Annotated in this window: 12 protein-coding genes and 1 pseudogene; 9 read left to right on the forward strand and 4 right to left on the reverse strand. The window is 40.6% G+C overall.

Going from position 1 to position 23,862, the window contains the following annotated elements:
* Positions 1-587: 587 nt before the first annotated feature.
* From E0496_RS21375 to E0496_RS21385, 3 genes are read left to right on the forward strand one after another with little or no spacing between them, the layout of a single operon-like run.
* Entirely contained in the window at positions 588-1,130 is a 543-nt protein-coding gene (locus E0496_RS21375; RefSeq protein ID WP_206669830.1) for a hypothetical protein, read from the forward strand.
* A 45-nt stretch (positions 1,131-1,175) separates the two neighbouring features.
* Positions 1,176-1,427, forward strand: a complete 252-nt coding sequence (locus E0496_RS21380; protein WP_141503827.1) for a type II toxin-antitoxin system HicB family antitoxin — start codon at positions 1,176-1,178, stop codon at positions 1,425-1,427.
* A gap of 19 nt (positions 1,428-1,446) precedes the next feature.
* Complete coding sequence (locus E0496_RS21385; RefSeq protein WP_141503828.1) at positions 1,447-2,049, forward strand: hypothetical protein; 603 nt, start codon at positions 1,447-1,449, stop codon at positions 2,047-2,049.
* A 292-nt stretch (positions 2,050-2,341) separates the two neighbouring features.
* Here E0496_RS21385 and E0496_RS21390 read toward each other — a convergent pair whose 3' ends face one another.
* The 4 genes from E0496_RS21390 to E0496_RS21405 all read right to left on the reverse strand — a co-directional run bounded on the left by E0496_RS21390 (position 2,342) and on the right by E0496_RS21405 (position 6,411).
* On the reverse strand, positions 2,342-2,896 hold the full coding sequence (locus tag E0496_RS21390) for a recombinase family protein (RefSeq protein WP_141503829.1): 555 nt from the start codon (positions 2,894-2,896) through the stop codon (positions 2,342-2,344).
* A 289-nt stretch (positions 2,897-3,185) separates the two neighbouring features.
* Positions 3,186-4,433, reverse strand: a complete 1,248-nt coding sequence (locus tag E0496_RS21395; RefSeq protein WP_141503830.1) for a hypothetical protein — start codon at positions 4,431-4,433, stop codon at positions 3,186-3,188.
* Between the two features lie 731 nt (positions 4,434-5,164).
* On the reverse strand, positions 5,165-5,650 hold the full coding sequence (locus E0496_RS21400; protein ID WP_141503831.1) for a helix-turn-helix domain-containing protein: 486 nt from the start codon (positions 5,648-5,650) through the stop codon (positions 5,165-5,167).
* Positions 5,650-6,411 (reverse strand): phage antirepressor KilAC domain-containing protein, encoded by a 762-nt coding sequence (locus tag E0496_RS21405; protein ID WP_141503832.1) that lies wholly within the window; start codon positions 6,409-6,411, stop codon positions 5,650-5,652. Before E0496_RS21405 ends, E0496_RS21400 begins: the two co-directional genes overlap by 1 nt.
* A 530-nt stretch (positions 6,412-6,941) precedes the next feature.
* On the opposite strand from E0496_RS21405, the gene E0496_RS21410 reads away from it, so the two are divergent.
* From E0496_RS21410 to E0496_RS21430, 6 genes and pseudogenes are all read left to right on the forward strand, one after another.
* On the forward strand, positions 6,942-7,763 hold the full coding sequence (locus E0496_RS21410) for a DUF6602 domain-containing protein (RefSeq protein ID WP_141503833.1): 822 nt from the start codon (positions 6,942-6,944) through the stop codon (positions 7,761-7,763).
* Positions 7,764-7,939: 176 nt separating this feature from the next.
* A pseudogene (locus tag E0496_RS36610) lies at positions 7,940-8,083 on the forward strand (hypothetical protein); the annotation flags it as partial.
* A 470-nt stretch (positions 8,084-8,553) separates the two neighbouring features.
* The gene (locus E0496_RS21415; RefSeq protein ID WP_161601511.1) at positions 8,554-12,522 is read left to right on the forward strand and encodes an S-layer homology domain-containing protein; all 3,969 of its coding nucleotides are present in this window, start codon (positions 8,554-8,556) and stop codon (positions 12,520-12,522) included.
* Between the two features lie 1,048 nt (positions 12,523-13,570).
* On the forward strand, positions 13,571-14,263 hold the full coding sequence (locus tag E0496_RS21420) for a response regulator transcription factor (protein WP_141503835.1): 693 nt from the start codon (positions 13,571-13,573) through the stop codon (positions 14,261-14,263).
* Positions 14,264-14,925: 662 nt separating this feature from the next.
* A complete protein-coding gene (locus tag E0496_RS21425) occupies positions 14,926-16,650 on the forward strand; it encodes a clostripain-related cysteine peptidase (RefSeq protein ID WP_141503836.1) in 1,725 nt (574 codons plus the stop codon).
* A gap of 391 nt (positions 16,651-17,041) precedes the next feature.
* Positions 17,042-23,860, forward strand: a complete 6,819-nt coding sequence (locus E0496_RS21430; protein ID WP_141503837.1) for a hypothetical protein — start codon at positions 17,042-17,044, stop codon at positions 23,858-23,860.
* Positions 23,861-23,862: the final 2 nt, after the last annotated feature.

Genomic DNA, 23,862 nt, shown 5'->3' on the forward strand with positions numbered 1-23,862 from the left:
CAATGATTTTAGTTTAGGTAAGTCTAGCAAACTACGAATCTCGATGTTGGATTGAACATTCAACGTGATGTACATACTCATCTCTCCCTTGAGACCAGTATGTTTCATCTCGTCAAAGTTGTACATTTTTATTCAAGCACTTCTGTACATGTTTAGATTAGCATTTACACTGGAATGAGTGCCTTTGCAATTCAAAAGCTTATGAGACACCAAAACATTACGGTTACGATGAGATATGTTGCTATGTGGGGGAATGAACTAAGGGAGCAGAATGATAAATATAATCCATTAAATTCTCTAAATATCTGAGTTCTATAACGAAAGAACTTCTCATCATCTAAGATAGGCATTACCGTATGCAATCTCGGGCAAAGCATCGTTCTTCTTGTTTCAGGAGAGCCGACAAAAAGCAGATTATGATGCGAAAACATGTAAATAAGAAGCCATGATATATGGTTTATATCATAGCATAGACGAGTTTTAATATTCTGTGATATACTGGAAATAGATCCAAAAGCATCGGTCGAGGAAGATTCTGAGCGGAAGCACCGCAGGAATCTTTTTTTTGATTCATTATCAGGGTGAGGGTGATAGATGTGAGCGATACTAGATATCAGACTGCTAATGATCTGCTGTGGGATCTGAGCCGTTACTTTCTGATGAAAGTGGGAGTGGGTGAATCTCCAGCACTCATGTTCAGAGATTCGCACGGATTTTTAATGGATCCTCACCAAGCTCTGGAGATAATAGATAAACTCAAGATCGCATATGAGAGTCCAGAGATCAATGCGTTTGTAGAACAGGAGAATCAGGATCTCCACCTCGAAAGTATGGGTATAGACCTGAATCATCGATACTTGCTTAATGGTATCAATGTATACAAGAAGAAAGAATTTGATCCCTTAAAGAGGAAACGTTCTTTCTCCTGCGCATGGTGTGGAACAAGAGTCTCTAGCACAAAAGACAAAGAATACTATTACATTACTGATCATTATCTTAGAAGCGGTCTTAGCGAGCAGAAATCCCAACCGTGGGAATACTCATGTTCGGAAACCTGCATCCGTCATGTATGGGACGAAATCTATGAATCATGGATGAGAGAGCGTGGATACCTCACTGCTATAAAATGATAGAAAATAACGTGAGTCTCATTTATTATCGAAAGAGGATGAGATATGACAATCAAAAATATTGAGTATTATATGAACCTCTCCTATACGTTCAAATTTCAGCATGTTAAGAACGATCCCGGATATCCGGACGGTTATTATTACGGCGGATTCGTCGAGCTGGATGGATGCAAGGCGAGCGGAAAAACGGTCGAGGAGCTGCTCAAAGAATTAGAGCAAGTAAAGCGAGCATGGATCGAGATCAAGCTCGAATCAAACGAGCCGATCCCGGAGCCTGATTTCAATAATAAGAATTAAAATAAAAGGAGAAAACCAAATGAACATTGATGAGCTTAAAAACCTTCAATCTGAGGGGCTAGAGAAAGAGGACTTAATTGCAAGTATCAAAAGCTATGTGAAAGAATACAATTTAAAATGTGATGAGTTTGGGACAAGGTATTCTGTATTAATAACTAACCTTGCTTTACTAGATGTTCAAAACTTTCTTCATAACTCAAACTTAAAATATAGCAAAATGACAGATCATAGATTCTTAATCGACGGTACTGGAATTGAACTAATTACAGCTGATGAGGGGTTCACAATAGCTATCAAGGAAAAAGAGCTATACAAAACCTTTATTGTGGAATTGAGTAAAGATAGTCAGCCGAACGGTTTTATTCATAAGTGTATCAACGTTAATGGGAAATTAGTAAGTACTATTATGGAAGATTGCTTTGATAAAACATTAAAGCAACTTGGAGCTATGGATTTAGAAGTAGTAATCCAAACATTAAAAGGTGCTATGAACGACGTGGAAATGGCAATGGGTGATATGATTAACTCAAATGATGTTAGCTATGAGTATGAGTATCATGAGTATAGAAATGAAGAAAACACATATAAAACAATTGATGAAATATTTATAAATGAAATCTAAATAACTAAAGAACAAGGCCGCGCGGATCCTTATCCGGTGGTCTTTGTCTTTTCATCAAATCCGATCATAACAAAGGAATGGCCTTTTATCCCTTAGCTCATCGGCTTTCGTGCCTTAGAACGGCTCTCAGAACGAGTTTTCCCGGAGTTTCAAATGATACTAAAAATTTTTTCTGATGGCTTACCTTGCCCTTCAACACCCCTATGCCCCCGGGTGGGTGCGCGTGTGTGTGCATGTGTTATGTGAATGCTGAACGAAGAACCCGACAGCCGATGAGCTGCCAGTTCTTCGTTCAAGACTTACGTTTCCTAATTTCACGAATCAATGTCGATTTACTAATGCCAGTAATAGCGGCGACCTCATTGTATGAGTTGCTATCTAACAGGATAACAGCATGGTTCAGCTGCTTCTCGGTGTATGATTTCGGTCTGCCTTCTTTGAAGCCTTCTTTCTGTTTAGCTATCGCTTTGCCTTCCTGTGTACGCTCGACGATCATATCACGTTCAAACTCAGCGAATCCGGAGAAGATCGTCAGGATGAGTCTGCCTGTTACAGTGTCCTCGATTATTCCCATGTTCAGGACGTGGATCCGTACTCCCCGGCTGAACAATTCTTTCACCGTTGTTATAGCGTCAACTGTTGAACGTGCGAAACGATCCAGCTTTGTGATAATCAACGTATCCCCGGATTGCAGCACATCGAGTAGCTGCGTAAACTCCGGACGCTCTTTCTTTGTTCCGGTGAACTTCTCAGAATAGATCTTTTGCACTCCGTTCGCCTCTAGCTGTTGGATCTGAGCCTCCAGATCTTGTCCGACAGTTGAAACTCTCGCATAGCCATAAATCATATATACTTTCCCCTCTTAATTATGAATATAAGTTATGACACCGATTAATATCTTTATCCTACGTTTTTCATCGATTGGTGTCAATACTTTTAAGATCTGATACCGAAAGAGGGAAAGCTGTACTATGGCTGCAAAGAGTAGGTGATGCTTATAGAAGTTAGGATTAGCCTTCAAATATACATATAAAACCAAAATTTAATTTAACAAAAAGATATCAGGAGAATGTGTTTTACTCCGGCTTAAGAAACTAGCACAAGAGAGATAGTGAGTAAGTCGTCATCAGACCCCATTAAATAACTCTATTATCTTCTTGCTGCCTTGCAAACCATCTGATGACTTGCTGGGCTAGTATGTCTACACAACGAGAAAAGCCATGCAATTGATCTTTAGGACATTCCTTTCCTTTCGATTCATAGTTAGTTTTAGCATGGGCAAACATATTTCGTGTGTGACTAATTGCGGTGGCAACCTCTTCATAGGCTTTTTGTTTATCATCGGGTTTGCTATTAATAGTCAATGCCTTTGTTAAATTCAAAAAAGGTGGGGCGATTGGTACAATTTCAAAAAGATCACAGCAGGTTTCGACGGTTAGTTTGATGGCCTGATGGTCTTTTTTATTATTTCTTTGCTCCTCAAACAAACGACTCAGTTCAAGTATATAGTTTGCATCTGGAGTAAGCGCCCGTGTACTGGATAACTTATTCAATGTTGAACTGATTAAATCTTGCTGTATTACTGTTTGGGAGACGTATTCAATTACCTTTGAATACGTCAAAATAGAGAACTCATCATTTGGGGATGATATTGAGGAGTTATACAGCGTTAATAACTCATTTATACCTTTGCCTCGTAAAAATGGTCTCAACCTCGGTGGAATGGATAACTCAACTTCATCTGTCTCCCAAAATTCATGAGTGCTTCTTGGGGATATATGAATTTCAATATCTAATGAAGACTTTATTTCAAAAATATAGGCTTGTACTAAACTATCAATGATTTTATCGTCTAACGTGTGTTCGGCCCAAATTTCAATGAACACGTCACTATAGTCAACAGGTGGTACATATTTGCTGTACTTTTTTTGGATTGTAAGTGCAAAACCATAACTTGTGAGACCCTGTACAATATTTAAGGTATATTCCTGCTCATCTACTTTCTCTATGACCCCAATTATGCTTGGATTGTCCGTCATTATTCGATTTAGTTGTTCCATATTATAACTATCAATTGGAATTAGTGCTAATCTTTTCCCTATTAAAGAATACTCATCTAATTTTTTTGCATTAATGGCTTCTTGAACCATAGCCAACACTTCGCCTAACGTATACGAGCCTTCTTCATATTCAGACTTAGGAAGCCAAATATTAAATTCTGTATCTTCATTTACAATAACTTCCTCATTTTCACTATCATCATCATCATTCTCATTAAATGGATATTCATCTTGAAAGTCATTTCCAATATTATGAGCATTGAAGAACTCAATTAGGTTATTTACCTCTTGTCGTAGACTTTCTGGATCAAATTTAATACTCATATAATGATCACTCCTACTATCTTTAGTTTATTCCTTTAATTTTACAGCTGTTTTATACATAGGTAAACTGCTAATCCAGCAACTTTAGCGAAGGCATCATTGTGATTAATAGAAAAAGTAATATCGTTATAACATATGAGCGAATAGCTCAGCCGAATGAGTATTTCATAACTAATTGCGTTGCTCACGTTCATTGTCATGATCGTCGGGTTGGCTTGAAGAAAGGACTAGTCGGTATGTTCCGGAAAGGGAGGGACTCTTGTGAGTAATTCTCCCTTTTCTGTTACCATAAGCTCGCTCCGCTCACTTTCTCCTCGGCCTCCGCTGGGTCGCACCTCTATACGAGAAAGCCCAGTCGCTAGGACTGAGCTTGTAACCCATGATATAAAAAGGACTTGTTGACTTGCGTCATATCTTGGATCTGTTTGATCGTGTATTACTTTAGCACATCGTCGAGCTTGTCGCTGTTCAGTGGTCTCGCGCTCTGGACAGAACCATACAAAGTATGGATCGATCTCCATATAGATAGGTCTGAGAGGCATATCTATACCCCCGAAATACGGCAGCTTATGCGGCTGTTGCGAGGTCGTGGATACATTAGTCTGTGCTTTACCTATGGTTCTTTTATCTTTTAAGATCTTTAACAGGTTCATGTATTCGGGTGATAATTTTTTTTTAATAAATGAGTCTGGTTTTAAAGAATGAGTCTGGTTCTATATAGTGAGTCTGGTTTATACCTCACTTTTGTCCACGCCACTAAGAAATCGAGCGATTTTAGCATCGTTTGCTTTCATAACCTTCTGAGCCTCAGCCTCAATCGCCTCCCAATCAATTTCATCTGAATCACTGCTGCCGCTTCCATTCCTCATATCGTTAAATATTGAGAAACACGCCGCTGGATGGATCGTATACAGATTATAGAAATGCTCCGGGTTCTTTGTCGTCCGCTTCTTCTGAGCCGTTACAATCGGCCTTCCCTTCCAACGAAACGATAGCAACTCACTCGTCCATCGTTGAACGGATTTCTCTGTACTCTGGAGTTCTTTTGCGAGTTGTGCCTGAGTTGGCCAGCATTTTCTTTCATCGTTCATAAAACAAGCAAGTGCGCAAAGGAGAAGCCATGCGTTAGCTCCTGCCTCTTTGTAAATCGCTCCCATCAGCCCGCTTCGATAAGCGTTTATGTGCAGCTTGACGAATAGTTCGGCCTTGTTTTCCATTAGAAATCACCTCGCTTCATCACAGGTGAAATGCCGCGATTTGCTAGTATCTCGTGGATCTTTACTCGGCCTTTTTGTGTCCAACGTGTCCGGACAAATGACAAAGGCGTTTCCCGATTGCTATCATGAACAAATTGAGTTATTGATTTCATATAACCATCTTTGCTGAATTTTGAATAAGGCATCCATCTGCCGTTTCGTGCCTTATACTGAATCTTTTCGTTTGCTAGAATCTGATTTAATTCTATAGCGCTGATTCCATAGTCCATAGCAATTTCGGAGACTGTAACTGTTCCCTCAGATTCTATGATCTCATCAAGATAACTGATTTTAGGCGAGTATTCCGACAATTTCTGCTGGAGTGATTGTTTATCCTGATATTCCTCGATCCAGCGTTCAGCTCGTTTTACTGGATGCTCAAACATATATGATGGCTGCATTTGCGGTATGACATAGGATCCTGTCCTTCGGATCTTTGGCAGAACTTCGGACGTTATCCAACGTTTGAAACGCCTTGCCTCTGGTTTACGGCTGCTCATGATAAGGGAGTATAGGCCAGATTCGTTGACGATGTTTGAAATAACGCCACGCCCTAAGTTGAACTTAGCCCGATCCTCGTCGTCTACCGTTTGCATAGCGATTGTGGGATTCGTCAGGTCGAGAACGTCACAAACGTCCTTCACCACGAACCACGGCTCACCTTTGATAACCTTTGTCCGGACGTTGGTTCCTTCAAACCTGAAAAATTGTAATTGACTCACTTTGTGTTCCTCCTTTGTTGTGCTTTCGTGAATTAAATATCGAGGGCAGAAGCAGAATGTGTCGCATGAACTAAAAACTATATAAAAAAGCCGAGATTATATCTCGACTCGTGTTTCGTTTACCAGAATCAGACATTTTATGACTATTACTTTGGATATTTTCCTCATTAAATCAATGATTTACTATGATTATTGAATGTCATATGAGACTTTTCGAGGAATTTCCTGTGGCTATATCTCGTACTAGGGTTAAGTAAATTAAGTCATTTCCCTACATAAAACCGTACTGATTTAATACATAGCAAAACAGGGAGGGCAAGGATTTCACCCTGCTGCTCCCTGTTATTATTTTTGTATCTCTTTATATTTTAGAAACAGAACAATTTTTTGAGCCTGTGATATACTGGATATATATTCTGGAATAGTAATAACCGAAAAGGACTCCTAGTGCTAATTAAGCTGATGGGGTAAGCCACTTAGGTTCGTGAATACTATAACATTAGACGTAAATCTTATTCTGAGGTGAAATAGTGAGCGATTTGATTGAACTTCTTAGAATTGAAGGTGTAGATTTATCTAATGAATTTAAAAAAGCATCAATTAAAGGGCGGGGTACTCCACAAGAGATAGCTGATTTTAGAGAACTTTATTTTCATAGTTTTTTATCGAAGTACTTTCCATTTCCGTATAGGATTGCAAAAGGGGGGATTCTTGATACATATGGAAACAAATCAGCCTCAATAGATTGTATTCTTTGTAATCCTGCTCATCCCTATACAGTGGATAACTCTGGTAAATTTACAGTATTACTAGCAGATGGAGTGGATTGTGCTATAGAAATAAAACCAGATATAAGTAATAAGGAGGAACTTATAAGGGGATTAAAGCAAATAATATCTTTAAAAAGATTACTTCGATCAAAATCAAGTATAGTTGTAACATCAAAAGCTACTCAGGATGAAATCGAATACTCAAAAAGAATACCTTCATTTATCTTTTCTCTCAAAGCAAAAGCCAATATTGACGATACCGTCAGTGAAATAATTGATTATTATAGGGCTGAAAAGGTTCCACTTGAAGAACAAATTGATTATGTTGTTATAAATGGGTCTGGAATAATAATCAATCATAAAATTTCTCAAACAAATATGAGATATGTACCAGATGGTGTAAAAAAATATGGTTACTTTTATGAACAATGGGATGATCTAACTCTTGCTGCTTTTTTGCTTTACATTAATTTGTCATACGGAGCTATTCCTATGATTACTGACAGTATATTAGAAAGATATTTATATAACATACCACGTGTAAAAGCTTCCAGATATGATTTTGAAGGATTTTGGGAGTGAACTCTTAGTGATAAAGGCTCAGGAATCAGAACATAGACTTTTTTGTTCCAGATAATAATTTATGACTACTTTACATAAACTTATCACCACTTTATACTTAAAATAGCAACATCAATACGAGAAGTAGTCTATATTTTTTAGATAGTGAATAAACGTGATAATAACAATAGATGCACCGTTCAGCTCTACAAAACGCAGCATCCGTTGCAGCTATGTTCCTGACAACTGAAGCGGTTGTTGCTGACAAACCAGAGCCTAAAGGCGCTGGCGGCGGCATGCCTGATATGGGCGGCATGGGCGGTATGGGTGGAATGATGTAGTCAAGCCATTATCGAAGCAATTCGATGATGAGCGACCGCGATTTAGCGGTAGACTCGATTGCCGATGGAACTGAAGCTCCATGCGGAAAACTGACCTGAAATCCCTGCCCAGCAAGGAATCTTAAGTTAGAAAGCGTCATTTGACCACATTTTGACCATATTGAATAATAAAAATGCTTCTTACGAGTTCAAATCGAACTTGCTGAGAAGCATTTTTATTATGCAAACAACCTGATTCATCACATTAGTTTGTTTGTATGGGTGCCTTAGAATTCTAGCAGAGCCCGTGCATTTTATATATGAATCAAAGGAGCGAAAATATAAGATTGATAATATAGTAAATAGTAGAAAAAAATGTCGAACTGTTGATATAATACAACGTAGGTCTATAGGAGTCTAGTAGACCTAAACTTTATCAACTTCGAGGAGAGGTACTTATGAGAAAACGTAGATTGTTTAGTTCTTTTCTTGTGGCAGTTCTGGTCTTTACGATGCTTCCTTTTACGGCACTGCCTGTGAGCGCGGCTCAATCTTCATCCAGCATTGAGCTAGTTACTCACCCTAATTTCCGCTTTGATAACGCAACAGAGGGATATGGCACACAAGCTCCATTTTCCGTAACCGTGAAAAGTACAGGGACAGATTCGGCAGACGCGCTGACTATTGGACTTAGCGGCAGTAGTCCGTCGGCCTTCTCTCTTTCTACAGCCGCCATTGCAAGTATTGCGGCGGGAACTAGCTCGCAGTTTTCTGTAGTGCCTGTAACAGGGCTCTCAGTAGGTACATATGCAGCTACGTTAACGGTTTCGGGCAGTAATGTGACAGCCCAAAGCTTTAGTGTAAGTTTTACAGTGAACGCCGTAGTAACATCAGGCGGCGGATCACAGCCAATAGAACCTCAATATTCAATTAACAACGAGGGCTATCGGTGGGCAGGTATTAATGAAACGATTGAGTTATCTGGCGATGATAGTTTAGAGATTCTGTCTGCGCCGTCACATGAGGTTAAAATCGCGATTCTCTCACCAGACAACTCGACGGTCACGGTTAAAGGCAATTACAGCATAAGTAGCAACAACACCTATGTGGTTGCGTACAACGATATCACGTTGAACTTAGATAATCTGAACATTGAAGCTCCGAACGGTCAGTCCGCAATTAAGCTTCTTAAGAATGATACGGATACTAATAAAGCTACAATCAATATTAGTGGTGCAGTTTCACTAAAGGGAGGTCCGAGTCAACACGGCATTCTTTCTGAGTACAATCAGGATGTTACGATTCAAGGTAATGGGGTATTAACCACAATGGGTGGAGATTCCACCGATAATATTTCAGTTGCAGGCAAAGGAATTCGATTACTTGCTAAGTCTACGCTTGAGAGCCTGGTTGACAGTGCGAGCTTGACAATCAAAGGCGGAGTAAACGTCATTGCAACTGGTGGTGACGCATTAAGTCAATCTGGTGGCGATGCTATTGCTGTAGAGTATGGTGATATCTATATTGATGATGCAACGGTAACAGCAACGAGCGGATACAGTAATGGTACGAATTATAATGCAGGTGAAGGAATAGTAGCTTCCTTCATGGGTAATGACCATAGCAAGGGCGGAAATATTCATATTAATAAGGGTGTAGTTACGGCAAACGGAGGAGATGCGGAGCATTTGATGGGCGGAAATGCCATTTATGCATTTTCGAGTCTGACGATTAAAGATTCAACGATTATTGCTAAAGGAGGAGACAGTAACAAACAGAACGGCGGAGTCGGTATCTTTACTTTAGAAGGTGATACAGCAATAACGAATTCAACCATCAATGCTAATGGTGGTAACAGTGTTGAAGCAATCGGTGGAGCAGCGATCTTTAACTATTATAAAGACACAGCAATAACGGATTCAAAAGTTGTGGTTAAAGGCGGTGACAGTACTAAGGTGAATGGCGGCTTGGGAATTCACATTAGTACGAAGGATCTTGTAGTATCCGGCGGTACCATGTCCGTACAAGGCGGACACGGCAAAGGAAACGGAGCGCATGCGGTTTACGCGGGCTCGGGGACTATAAAGGTACAGAACGGCGCCAACTTGACTGTTAAGGGCGGTAATGGAGAAACAAATCTCGGTGGTGTTGGGGTGCGCGCAGCTAGCAATACCGTCACGATTGCAAAAACTGCCGGAGATGTATATATCCGAGGAGGGCAGGGAGTCTCAGCGCAAAGAGCTTCTATCATGGGCAAGGATGTCTATATTGCAGTCGGCAATATTAGCTCGGTAGTCATGGAAGGCACGAATCCGAGATCAATTAAGAATATTCCTGGCGGGGATGATCTATTCATGCTTCATGTATCTGTTACACCTGCCGTAGCTGTAACCATTCAGTCTGCTGTGGTTGGAACTCTGGGTGGAAACTACACTTACCATGCAGCTACCCAATCCGATGGAACAGCTGTCATGTGGCTGCCTGCAGGTCTATCCACTCTAACAGCCGCGGGGCATCACGATGAAACCTTGACGATAAGCTCAGATATAGCACAGACCAATGAGGCTGTATTAAGAAAACAATTGCCCAAGGCGGGTAATGTTACATCAAACCCTTCAGGTAGAGCAATCGCATCTGGAACAACCGTAACTTTAAGCAGCGAAATGACCGGAGCCGACATTTATTATACGACGGACGGAAGTAATCCGACGTCAGCGAGCACTCTGTATGTCGCGCCCATCACTGTGAACGAAGCTGTAACAATCAAATCAATCGCGGTGAAAGCAGGATTCGATAACAGTGATGTGATGAGTGAGAGATATACGATTTTATCTAATGTTGCTAATTTGTCAGCACTCTCGGTAAGTAACGGCATTCTCAATCCTGCCTTTAATTCAGGTACAATCTCGTATACGGTAAACGTAGAAAACCAAGTAAGCAGCATTACCGTAAGTCCTACTGCTGCTGACGAGAATGCGACCATCACTGTAAACGGAAACTCTGTAACAAGCGGACAGCAATTGGGATCCATCGGATTGAGCGTGGGAAGTAACACGATTAAAGTTGTGGTAACCGCAGAAGACAACACGATCAAGACGTATACGATCACGGTAACAAGGGCTGCTGCGAGTAATGATGGAGGCGGTACACATACACCTTCCCAACCAAGTCAAGATACTGTTATCGTCATGGTCAACGGTAAAGCACAGAATGCAGGCAAGCTAACCAATACGACTGATGACGGTAAATCGACCGTAATCGTAGAGGTGGATAACAAAGTCATTGAAAGCAAAATTGATGAAGTATTAAGTAACAATGCAAATGCTATAGGCAATGTCATCCAAGTGATCATTGCGGATACCAAGTCCGAGGTGGCCAAGGTTTTACTGACCGGTGATATCATCAGGAAATTGGAAACGAACAATTTCAATATTTCTGTCAAGCGTGACAATGTAGAGTATGTGATTCCGGCTGAAGAACTTACAATAAGCAAGGTTGCAGAAAGCTTGGGTGTCTCAGAAAACAATCTTGTAAATATCAGGATAGAAGTGAAGATTGCCCAGGTAGATAAATCTATTAACGCCAAATATTATGAGATTGCACAGTCCAATCGTGCAGAGCTCATATTACTGCCAGTTGAATTCGAGATTGTAGCCAAGGTCACAAAAAAAGATGGCACAACAGAAGAGGTAGTAATCAATAGATTCAGCAACTACGTAGAAAGGATATTGGAGATTCCGGCAGGTGTTGACCCCAACAAGATTACAACAGGTATTGTGTTCAACTTGGATGGAACATACAGCCATGTGCCTACAGAGGTATTGCAGAATGATAATAAGTGGCAAGCTAAGCTGAACTCCATGACTAATTCTAGCTACTCTGTCATATGGAATCCAATTATTGTGAAATCCGTAGAAAACCACTGGGCCAAAGACGCGGTTAATGATTTGGCCTCGAGACTCATTATCTTTAATCCTGAGAAGTTTGAGCCCAACAAAGCCATTACCAGGGCAGATTTTGCAGAATATACTGTCAGAGCCTTGGGCTTGTACAGAGAAGGTTCAACTCATCAAAATTCATTCAAGGATGTAAGCGTAACAGGGGACAGAGCGTTGGCCATCCTTATAGCCAACGAGTATGGTATTTTAACGGGATATCCTGATGGAACATTCAGACCTGATCAGCAGATTACAAGAGAAGAAGCTATGGTTATGTACTCTAGAGCGATGAAGATTACAAGATTGATCGGGACAGACCTAACAATATACAACACCTACACCGATTATGGTAAGGTGAGCAGTTGGGCAGAGCCATCAGTGATAGAGGTGCTTGCTGCACATGTATTTAATGGGACAAGCGTAATGACAATCTCACCTAAGTCGAAGCTGACTTATGCAGAAGCGGCAGTGGCGATTCAAAATTTACTGATCAAGTCAAACTTAATTAATCCACGACATTGATTTGTGAAGTAGTCACAGTTATTCATAATAAGTAAGGCAATGACCACTTCCTAAGGAATGATTAGGGAGTGGTTTTTTTTTGTTTGCGTGCCAGCAAAGCACGCATCATCTAGTCGGTGAAAGATTTCATAAGTATTTGCAGGTGTTATCCCAAGAATATTTATGCGTTTGTAATGAGGTACCGTGTGATTTTAAAGGGTTCATAATAAAATTGACTTGAATCCCCGATTGAGTGAGTAGGCAACTGCCTCCTAAGAGCTAATCAGGGGTTCATTTCTTCTTTCTAATCCGTTTTCAGACAGTATACGGCACTCTATTAGACTGGATTCAGTTAGAAGATTAAGTCAAGAATTGATGAAAGTAAGCCTGAGGTAACAAAACTGCCGAAAGATTCTTAACAAGACACGATAAATCAAGTGAATTGAAGTAAAGGGTTTTGCGAAAAACCTTGATTCTACACGGCATAAAGCGACAGCGAACAGTTGCAATCGTAGAGAGGTAGCCGCCCGCATGAAACATAGGATTTATCAAATGCATACCCACAACATGACCGCATTTTGCCCACGAACTCTACTTACATACTCTACTCACATGGATTTATCGAACTAATTTTTGAAGAAAATCGGACAAATAACCCATAAATAGACTCGAAAAACACATGAAAACGTATTTGTCTCATGGGCGGCATGATGTAAATTGACCTAGTATTCCTTGCCCAGTAAGAGATCACATGTTAAAAGAACGTCATTTGACCACATTCTGACCACATGAATAAAAAAATAGGCTTCTCACGAGTTCAGTCGAACTTTGTGAGAAGCCTAATTTATTAAGCGTTGCGTCGTTCATCAAGCATTTGGTTAAGCTTCTTGTGATTTTTTAGCGCCCGACCATACTTTTCAAAATGAAATGTAATGAAAACTTTAAGTTTGTGCATAAAGCAAAATCTTAAAGATTCCTTTACATTTCATAACTAGTCTGACCTTCCATGCTAAGATAGGTGATAAATTCCAACATCCTGTCGATTGAGAGGAAGGAAGGTGACAGTAGGATGGACACACACAAAATTATGATCGTCGATGATGATCCCCATATATGCGAGATTGTTCAGGTGTATTGTGAACGGGAGGGCTTCATATCCACGTGCAGTCATAACGGGGAAGCTGCTATGAAGCTGCTTACATCGTTCGAGCCGGATTTGATTGTACTGGATGTGAGGCTGGCTAATGACAACGGTATAGATTGGTACAAGGACGCACGCAGCTATACAAATGCCCCGATCGTATTTCTAAGTAGTCATGAGGAGGACGAGATCAAAATCAGTGCATTAACCTATGGCGGCGACGATTATGTAACCAAGCCGTTCAGTCCGGGAGTACTCATGGCCAAGATCAAGGCTCATCTTCGTCGAGTATCGACGGGCAGAAGGGAACAACTGCTAGAGTTGCCGAGTTTGACGCTGGATTACTATGCGCAGACCGTCAGCATGGGGAGTAAATCGGTATACTTATCGAAAAAAGAGTTCAGCCTGCTATCCTACATGGCACAAAACGTCAATCGTGCCGTAACTATTGATGCGTTATTCCAGCTCATCTGGGGAATGGAGAGTTTAGAGGATACGAGAACAGTGGCGGTACATATCAGTAATTTGCGTAAAAAAATTGAGGCAGATCCCGCTAATCCTGAGAGAATTATTACGGCTCGAGGGATTGGCTATATGCTGGTTGATCGTGGCATGTCCTAGATAAAATACATACATTCTTATAACACTTAATTGAATAGAATTTCTGATATTTGTAAGAGTCTGATCTTCTGGAGATCAGGCTCTTTTCGCTGGTTGCCAGAAGTGAGTTTCAAGTGCGAACTTAAAGATTTCTTTAACTTTCACACAGGGGCTAATCCGCCATGATAGAGTAGTAGCTTGATAGGATAAATCAGCTAATTTAGGAGCATATATGTGAATAATATTTTCTAGGCTTTTAATCATTACAAAAATAGTTAGTTTAATGGTTTCACCGGGGGCTATGGTGTCACATGCAAACGCTGAGGATGATCCCTTTGGGGAGGTGGATCCCTGCTTTAAAGCAACCAATGTAACGAGTACTACAGCTACTTTAGAATGGGAACCACTCGAGGGAGTTCAAAGTTATAGGTTGAAAATAACAAACTTTCATGATGATGTCATATAGCCTCTCGGAATTAGAGACGGGCTGGAGGGGGAAATGCGGAAGTAAAAGAGCTTTGGTGCTGGAAAACATGGATAATGAAAACCAGTTTTCGAAAATAGGCAGACCTCACCAATTCCGCAGAAACGCTTTTTTGAAAAGCTTAAGCGACTGTAGGGGGGCATAGGATATCTTTTAACTTGTCCCATTCGTCTTTCAGGCTTAAATATCAGGCGTCCATGTGCTGGCAGATTATAATGCCATAGATACGCATATACCGCATCTTGGTCAGAAGGAAATTTTTAAATGGAAAGGCCGGAATTTGATGAAAAATATCCGAAGTTTAATCATTTTTTTAATCTTTCTTCTTGCAACAGCTCCATCAGCAGCGGCACAAAGCTCAAGCTATGCAGAAGCGCTTAACCACTTGGGATTGTTCAGTGGAACGGGGAATGGATATGAACTTTCGAGGGTGCCTACCCGAGCAGAATCACTTGTAATGATGCTGCGTCTGTGGGGGAAAGAAGAAGAGAGCCTGAAGAGCACCTACAAAAATCCATTTAATGATACAGGTTGGGAAAGTCGCTACGTGTCGTATGCCTATACAAAGGGTGTAGTTAACGGAATTAATGAATATAGTTTTGGCGGTAACCGACCAACCTCTCTAAACCAATATTGTTCAATGGTTTTAAGGGTTTTGGGATATTCAGAAACAAAGGGCGACTTTACCTATGAAACCGCGGTTTCTTTCGCCTCAATGGTTTTAGGAGTAGACCTTACAAAAGAAGTCGAATTCAATCGGGGAACTCTTGCAAAAATAAGCAGTTATGTTTTAAACACAAGACCTAAAAACCAAATTGCAACACTAGCTCAAACCCTCAGTGCAGCAGATGTTTTCACAACGCAAGGTTTAAACGAGGCAAGGTCACTTTGGGAGCAGGATAAAAAACTTGATTCATCGACGATTTTAATATACGCAGTTGGTTCTGACCTTGAATCACAGCAAGGCCGGCTAACAGATGACTTGGAAGAAATTTTACGTGGTCAGCCAAACCAAAATACGAAAATCCTGATTCAAACGGGTGGAACGCTCAAATATCACAACAAATATATGGCTAATGGAGCATCAGAACGCTTTGAAGTTGGCAATGGACAGCTTAAAAAGCATGAAAGCCGTATCCAAACCGCTGCATCAGACCCTAAAACACTAAAGGATTTTCTTGTTTGGGGCAAAACCGTTGCACCAAGTGAACGTTATATACTGATTTTATGGGACCATGGGTATGGTACTATGGGTGGTTTTGGTGCAGACGAGCTAAACGAACGAAAAACGATGAAAGTTTCGGAGCTTTCGAAGGCAATCGATGCATCAGATATGTATTTCGACTTAATCGTCTTTGATGCATGTCTTATGGGCACAGTTGAAACGGCCTATGCCCTTAGAAACCATGGCAAATATCTTATAGCTTCTGAAGATTCAACCCCCGCAGCAGGGTTGTATTATACCACATGGATAGGTGCGATGGAGCGAAACCCACAAATTAGCACTGAAAGAGTGGGGCGTTTAATTTTAGATTCCTTTACCCTTCATTCGGGGATTGAAGCTAATATGCCGACAACAATGTCAATGATGAAGCTATCTCAGGCTGAATCAGTGGTTAAGGCAATAGAAAATGCAGAATTTGATTTTTCACTAACAGACCTTGCAAAGAGCTCAGAACTATTAGGCAAAAACGATGGGATATTCGATCAATATGATCTTATAGATATAATGGGCAAATCATCAGAAATTACTGCTGCAGCCCAAGCACTTGCATTCGAAGTAAGAAATTCAGCAGGTTATAAAAATCGCAACGGCGTGGCTTTATATGTCCCTAACAGAAAAATCGAACACACAAATGAAATGAAAGTAGAGCTAAAAGCCATTGGCCTTAGCTCAAAGTATATAGCAACTATTTTTAACTGAAATTAGCTGTAAATGCTGTCCTGAATGTGGTTTTATCATTGTTGCGCTTCCCCGGGATTCAGAATTCCAGCCACACTTAAAATGTCATCCACGGAGTAGTCAGCAAAGTCCTTGATGGTTTCTGCTTAGAGGCTTCGCATGAGTTCACCAAACTTTTGCGAGTCTCTTTTTTGCGCGTCTAGGTTGGCTTCGTAGTCTAGTCTACCTACGAAACTTAAAGTTTTCTTTATAAAGCATCAGTGTTTCTATCAACCATGGTAACATGGAGGGAAAATATTGTCGAAATTTGGTTGTCACGGTTCATAACTACTAAGTTAGGTCACTATGAGATCAAAAATGAATGCGACTTTAAAAGAACGATTACAAGTACGATTATACGAGGAGGTATTTTATGAAGAAGATTTTAAGTTTGATGCTAGTACTTTCGCTTTTAGCATCAGTAGCGCCTGTTTATGCGAATGTGCCAACAGAGTACACCTATGTGTTTGGTGTGAAAACAGGCGGAAATGATAGCGGCGGAACAGGTGATGATATTTACATGGGCGTAAGTACCTATGAACCTGGAGCAAACTCTGATCATGTAGTAAATCTTGGCGGCACTGCGGCTTGGTCTGAACCACAACATACATTTAAATTGCAAAATATTCCACCATGGAGAATGAATGAACTCGTTTTTTGGCTTGTGGGCAGTGATGACTGGTACGGTGAAACTGTGGTTCTGTGGCTTCCTCAAATTGGGGGGAACATAAATCCAACACAGGCGAAGACCATTCCAATAAACTCATGGACAAAAGATCAGGGCAGACTTTATCGTGACATTTCCGACGTAACAAAAAGAAAATTCATAGATATGGGTTCCGTTGACTTACCTGGGGGAGAGTTCTACCTTGATGCTAATTCGTCAGGCGCTCAAAGTGTAAACTGGGACAAAAATGTTAGGGATCAATATGGTCAATATGACATTATGCAATATGAGGATGCTCCAGTTTTCAGCTATACCCTTTCGGACGATGCTGTAGGTAGAGATTGGTTAACATTCGAAGAGCCAACAAAAACAAAAAATTTCAAGTTGGATATTGACCGCAATAAGCTTCACGATGCAATGGTTGCACAGGATAAAGCGGAGATATCACTAACCTATAGGGTGGCGCTTCTTGCTCAGTCTACCAACGCTGAAAGCCTTGGAGGGACTTTTGCCCATACAAGTTCAGGAAATCCCGAAGTTAAAACCTATTTAACAACAAAGATAGGGCAAGCGGATTACTATTATAAAGATGTAACTTATACGTTTTATCGTAGCATATATAACCTTGGCAACCCCAATATCAATCAAACGATTACCTATTCACCCAGCACTGACAATCGATACTTAAATCGTAAATTTACAGATGTTAATATCACAGTTGACGCGGTTTCCATTCACAAAAAAAACATGACCCAAGAAATCAAAACGGAGCTTATAACAAACTTCCAAGCAACACCTGTGTTATATCTTGGAAACAGTACGGAAACACCGCTTGCGGGCCTTACGATGACAAAACTGCAAGGCAATGATGGAAAACCAACTGGCACACTTCAGTTTACTGGAAAAGTACCGCTGGATGTTAGCGCTGTTGAAAGCGAGGGCATAAGGCTTCAGCTTAACAACGTGTCTACCTCTCTAATGAAAAATGGTCGAGCTCAGGCCTATCATTTGGAAAATCCGACACCAGAATCACCAACATCACAAAGCTTTTATTTCTCAACTCACAAAGTTGATACAAAAACACCAACCATAAGAGTTACCGACCAAAGTGGAAATGACCTTGTGGGCGAAAACTCGATTCAAAACAAGAGCAAAAAGATGCACGAATTTTATATGGTTTCAAGCGAAACACTCTATTCAGAGGGAAATGTCGCCCACACCACTTTGAATCAAAACTATTTTAATTATGAGCTGTACAAAAAAAACAATGATGCCTATGAACCGGCAATGACAAGAATAACAAACTTTGATGGTACAGGAAACAAAACAAGAGTTACCGCACCTATTAACACGCAAGTTTTAAATGGAGTCAGCATAAAACTAAGTCCAATCGATCCAACTGAAGGCGAATTCAAGCTTCGGCTTTATGGATGGGATAAAGCTGACAATCCACTAGGCGGAGACGCTGGATATGCAGAAATTGAAAATATCAAAATCGATAGCCAGGCTCCACGAGTGACCATTCAAGAAACGATACATCCGCAAGATGCGCAGCTTCGCAAAAGAAATGATTATCGTTTTGAAATGAACGACTTTCAACAAAGCAATAACGGCTGGTCAAGGACTTATTATACCTTTATAAACGGTACTGCGACGCCAACAGACACTCCAATCAATCAAATTGAACCTGCATCAAAAGAAATCGCTTCAACTCAAGGGATGTGGGCATTTGTAGACTCAGAAGGTGATAGCGCAACTGCAATGCTATCCATTCCTAAAGGTGACAACTTTGATGGAACTCTCTATTATTTCACAATGGACTCACTTGGAAACGATTCAAGAAACGAGCAAGTGTCAAGATATTATAAAAGACCTGTGAGTATTTTCAATGGAAATGTTGTCGACACACTCATTACGGAGGATTATAGCCTTCCAATGCCACGTTTTGACATCAGTTTCGACATAAGCAATTCAAACATTGAAACGAGTTATAGATGGATTTCACATCCTGGCAATGACCAAAGCTTTACACAAAACTTTAGTGTATATAAATCGAGCGATGATGTTGGTGCTGCTGAAAAAAGTAATCTTAAAGGAACAAATGTTTTGATGGACGGGAGATATATACTGGAATATCGTGTTACAAATAAACAATCTGGCAATACTGCCGAGTTTTCACGAGTATACCATTATGACTACTATCCCCCGGTGATTAGCTATACCGTAGGGAGTCAGCATGATCATTTTAAATCATCACATCAGTTTAACGTGAAAGTGACAGATCGCAGCGGAATTGAAAGTGCATATTACTATTTATCTAAGCCGGACTCAGATGTTAGAATTTCAGATACGCAAAACTATCCGCTGACACTGACACCAGACAGTGAAAACATAGTAGAGGTTAATCAAACCTTGACCATAACAGGACTTCCATCAGGTGCGTACAGCATTGTTGTTGTTGCAAAAGACCCGCATGGCAGAGAAAGCAAAAAGGTTTCCCCATACTTTGGCATAAGGTCAGGACCTGCGACAATTGATGCATTAAACCATACTCAATCAAAGACTTTGAACGGAATGGGTGCAACAACGGATGGAACATATAGTGTCTATGCTGTTTTGAATGAACCCCATGTATCATGGACTTCTAACAGTACATCGAAATATCAAAACCCGGTATATTATGCAACAACTGACGGTATGCCAACAGATAACGGCGTTTTAGTTTCTACATTTACAGCGAGCAACAAATTGGGTGGGAATTTTGAATTTACACTCGACACACCTGTTCCGCTTCAAGAGGGTGTCAACACCATTTATCTTCAGTTTGGGCTCATCAATTATCCTGCTGACGCAAAACCTGAGTTTTTAACAGAAGCAAGACCTATCACGATTCTTTATGATAGCCAAGCGCCAACCTTTGAATTGCCAGACTATAGCACCATTCAGCCAACAAACGCAGCAGTGACAGCAAGAATAGCAGCAAATGATGTTGGTACGGGAATTAGCAAGCTGACAGTTTCACCAGAAGATGCAGACAAAATCTCGGTTTCTCCATATGCAAACGGTGCATTCACCGTAACGATTAGCGAAAACATAACAACAAACTTAATCCTATCTGACGAGCTTGGAAATCGTGTTTTTGTTCCTATCTCCGTTTCTAACATTGACAAAACAGCTCCATCTGCACTTGCGTCAAGTAAAATCGTGACAAAAGGGGCCAGACAAGATGGTGCTATCACAGTTAATGTTTCAGACAAGAATGACACAAACGTTTCATTCGCACTTATTAAAGACCCATCGGAAAACCATATTTTAACCGAAGCTGACTATGCGTTGTTTAGTTCGAGTCAATCCGTGGAAATGCAAAGTAGTCCGGTAATCGTTAATGGCGAAGGAAACAAACAGAAAACCTACAAAATTGACTTGAAGGGGCTTAGTGGAAGCTACGCGGTTGGGATCAAAGCCGTCGATTCATCAGGAAATGTGACTGAAAAAGTTTTCTTTGACTCAAAACTAGACCTGGTTGACGCGCAAGCATCCATTGTAACTGTTAGCGCAAACCCTGCAACAACAAAAACCACCTCAACGGTTACCGTTTCATTTAACGTTCCAGTAACCGTAATGCCTAATGCACCTGCTCAGGGTAACGTTGTGGGTGATATGGCAAGGTCGAACCTTCTTTATACAGGACTTTTAACAACATCCACTGAATATACGATGGACTATGATGTTGTTATTCAAAACAATAATCCAATCAGCCTTTATATTCAGGACGAGGCCGGAAGGGATAGTGTTTTAGAATTTACCCCTGATGTTGATTTTGTTACGGGATTTGACATTGAAGGGTATGTAGAGAAAAATGGTCAAACGATCCAAAACGGAGGGTTTATAGCCTATAACCAAGGCGACAAGCTTTACTACGTTGTCGTTCCCAATCCAAAGTATTCTGGACAATATTTCTTTGTTGAAAATGCAGTGTTGTCTGGATTAGAACTAAATACAGAGCTAAGCGTTCTTGCCCCTTCATTTACAGAAGCAGAAGGAAGAACAGCTTATTCAAAGCTTGTTTTTGAAGCACGAAGAGATGGCAAAACAACAAAATCAGCTTATTTCGAGGCATACACAACAGAAGGTATTCAAGCCGACAGGATGGAAGACGAATATGTTGCAATGACAGTGGTTGACGAAACTGCACCAGTTGCAAATGTGGACTATTCGATCACGGAGTCAACCAACCAAAATGTTAACGCAAGACTTTCTATATCTGACCCGGAAAGCGGCATTTTAAAACTTGAACGTTCGTATGAGGGCATAAACTTTAGCCCAATTGACTCCATTGTTTCGCACACCGAAACATTCGAGCAAAATGCAACGGTATATTTCAAAGTGACAAACAAAGCAGGAATAGAAACAATCTTGCCAGTCACCGTTTCAAACATTGATAAAACCCCAATCTTGCAAGACAGTCACTACACGGTTGAATACGCCTATGAGAACTATCTTGGCAATTGGGTTCCAATCCAAGAAGGAAAAGCCTACAGAAGGGTTATGGCGACGCTCAAGTTTATCGGCGGCGGAAAAGCTCTAACTATGATAAATAACAACGCAGCACTTTCAAGGACTCTAACTCCAGATGTTAACACATTCACATTTGAGTTTAGGGACAATGCAGGAAACACAGGTTCTCATACGGTTAGCTATAACAAATTTGACAACACAATTGGTGAGACCTCCTATGTGTTATCAAAAACTTCGAATACAAACCAAAATATCTTTGCAACGATCACTTTATCTGATGATTCGGGTGAAATCGCATTTGCGGAGGTTAAGAAGGGCGAAGTGGTTTATCCATTTAAAGGTGAGCCGCTTGAAAATGAATATGTCGTTGAGCTTGACAGCTCGGGCATTTATTATGTTACAGCATATGACTACGCAGGAAACAAGTGGACAACTCCACTCACCGTTTCAAATATTAATAAAGTGGTGCCAATTGCAACCGCAAGGACTTACAGCATACTTCCAACTACAATTACTGCACAAAGTGTGAATGTTGAGTTGACACAATTTAGCAAAGACATCAAAACGATTACAGTCACCGGTGTAGAGCCGACTGGAAGTCTAACTGCCAACGATATCGTACATATCCCTGGCACAAAAGCTGTTCGCTTTAGAAAAAATGGTACGGTTACGATGTTCTTTGCCGACAACTATGGAAACCAAGGACATGAGATTATTACCATTTCCAATATTGTTTCTACGCCGCCGCAAATCAGCGCAACTGCAGCATTAGCTAAAGATAAGCTGAGCGTTAATGTAACATTTGACCAAATCCGTGACAGTGATGGCGTTCCACTGGACATTCTTAGAAAGCTAACAGACCTTACCGTTTCTTATCGTGGATATGAATATAAACTTTTAACGGAGCAGAAAAATGAAGACGGTGATGTTGTGTCCTATAAAGATACAGTTATCAACGTTAAGACTAACGGGGAGCACGTCTTTCAAGTTAGAGACCAAACAGGCATAACACAAAAAATTCTACTGACGGTTGAAGGAATTGAAGTAGGAGGACCAAAGGTTAAAGAAGTTCGTTGGTCCTATAAATATCTTGAGAAAAACCAAGCTGGCCAGTGGGTGGAAAAGGATTATCAAAACAAGATTACTGTTGGAGTTGACACATCTGGAAAAGAAGAAGGATATGTGGTGGGAACGGATAAAAACCCAACAACAAATCAAGATGTCAAAGTCACTTTAATCACTGATAAAGATGCTAAATTCGTTGGCGGAAACGATGTTTGGGAACAAGATAAGTCAATGAACTATAGGGAAAATGGACTTTATGTTTTCAACCTCCAAGGAAGAACAGGGGAGTCTGCTTCGTATGGTGTCAACATTGGTCTAATCGACAAAACACCTCCTGAGCTAAAACTTAAAAATGGTGAGGAGCTAATCTTCATCGAAGGAATGACGCCTAAAAAAGATGCCTCCATTGCATATGACAAGTCAAAGCTTCTCGACTTCGAAGCATGGGATATGGTTGCAGGTAAAAAAGTTGATCTAACAAACCGAGTTACCATTAGCTATGAAGTAGGCGGGCGAGTGTTTAACCCTGACAACATCTCAGCAAATGAATTTGTTCGCTCGAACCCTTACTATATCGACTATACAGTAAGAGATGATGCAGGAAATCAAACAACCATTCGTCGAACCGTTCGCCTTGTGGGTCTTTATGACACAATAGCCCTTGTTAACGGAGTTATGCCAGACAGCACGAATGTTGCAACCGTTCTTGGAAACAAAGTTGAAATTTCACTGAAAAACTTTTCCGGAATCTCATATGCACGTTATGAAAAAGGTATTTTAACACAAGGTCAGATGAAAACAAAAGGAACTGTCCTACGGGAGAAAAACGGAGTTTATACACTTGATAATGTCTCAGACGGTTGGTATACCGTATATATCCAAACGGATAAACGTGACTATTTCAACATTTCTGTCTATGTTTCAAACAAAGGAGGGAAATAGGC

The sequence above is a fragment of the Paenibacillus luteus genome, assembly GCF_006542765.1.
Taxonomy (GTDB): domain Bacteria; phylum Bacillota; class Bacilli; order Paenibacillales; family Paenibacillaceae; genus Pristimantibacillus; species Pristimantibacillus luteus.

Coding starts and splice junctions, on each gene's coding strand:
- E0496_RS21390 (WP_141503829.1), bottom strand. CDS start 2,896: ATGATTTATGGCTATGCGAGAGTTTCAACTGTCGGACAAGATCTGGAG.
- E0496_RS21430 (WP_141503837.1), top strand. CDS start 17,042: ATGAAGAAGATTTTAAGTTTGATGCTAGTACTTTCGCTTTTAGCATCA.
- E0496_RS21400 (WP_141503831.1), bottom strand. CDS start 5,650: ATGGAAAACAAGGCCGAACTATTCGTCAAGCTGCACATAAACGCTTAT.
- E0496_RS21395 (WP_141503830.1), bottom strand. CDS start 4,433: ATGAGTATTAAATTTGATCCAGAAAGTCTACGACAAGAGGTAAATAAC.
- E0496_RS21380 (WP_141503827.1), top strand. CDS start 1,176: ATGACAATCAAAAATATTGAGTATTATATGAACCTCTCCTATACGTTC.
- E0496_RS21385 (WP_141503828.1), top strand. CDS start 1,447: ATGAACATTGATGAGCTTAAAAACCTTCAATCTGAGGGGCTAGAGAAA.
- E0496_RS21420 (WP_141503835.1), top strand. CDS start 13,571: ATGGACACACACAAAATTATGATCGTCGATGATGATCCCCATATATGC.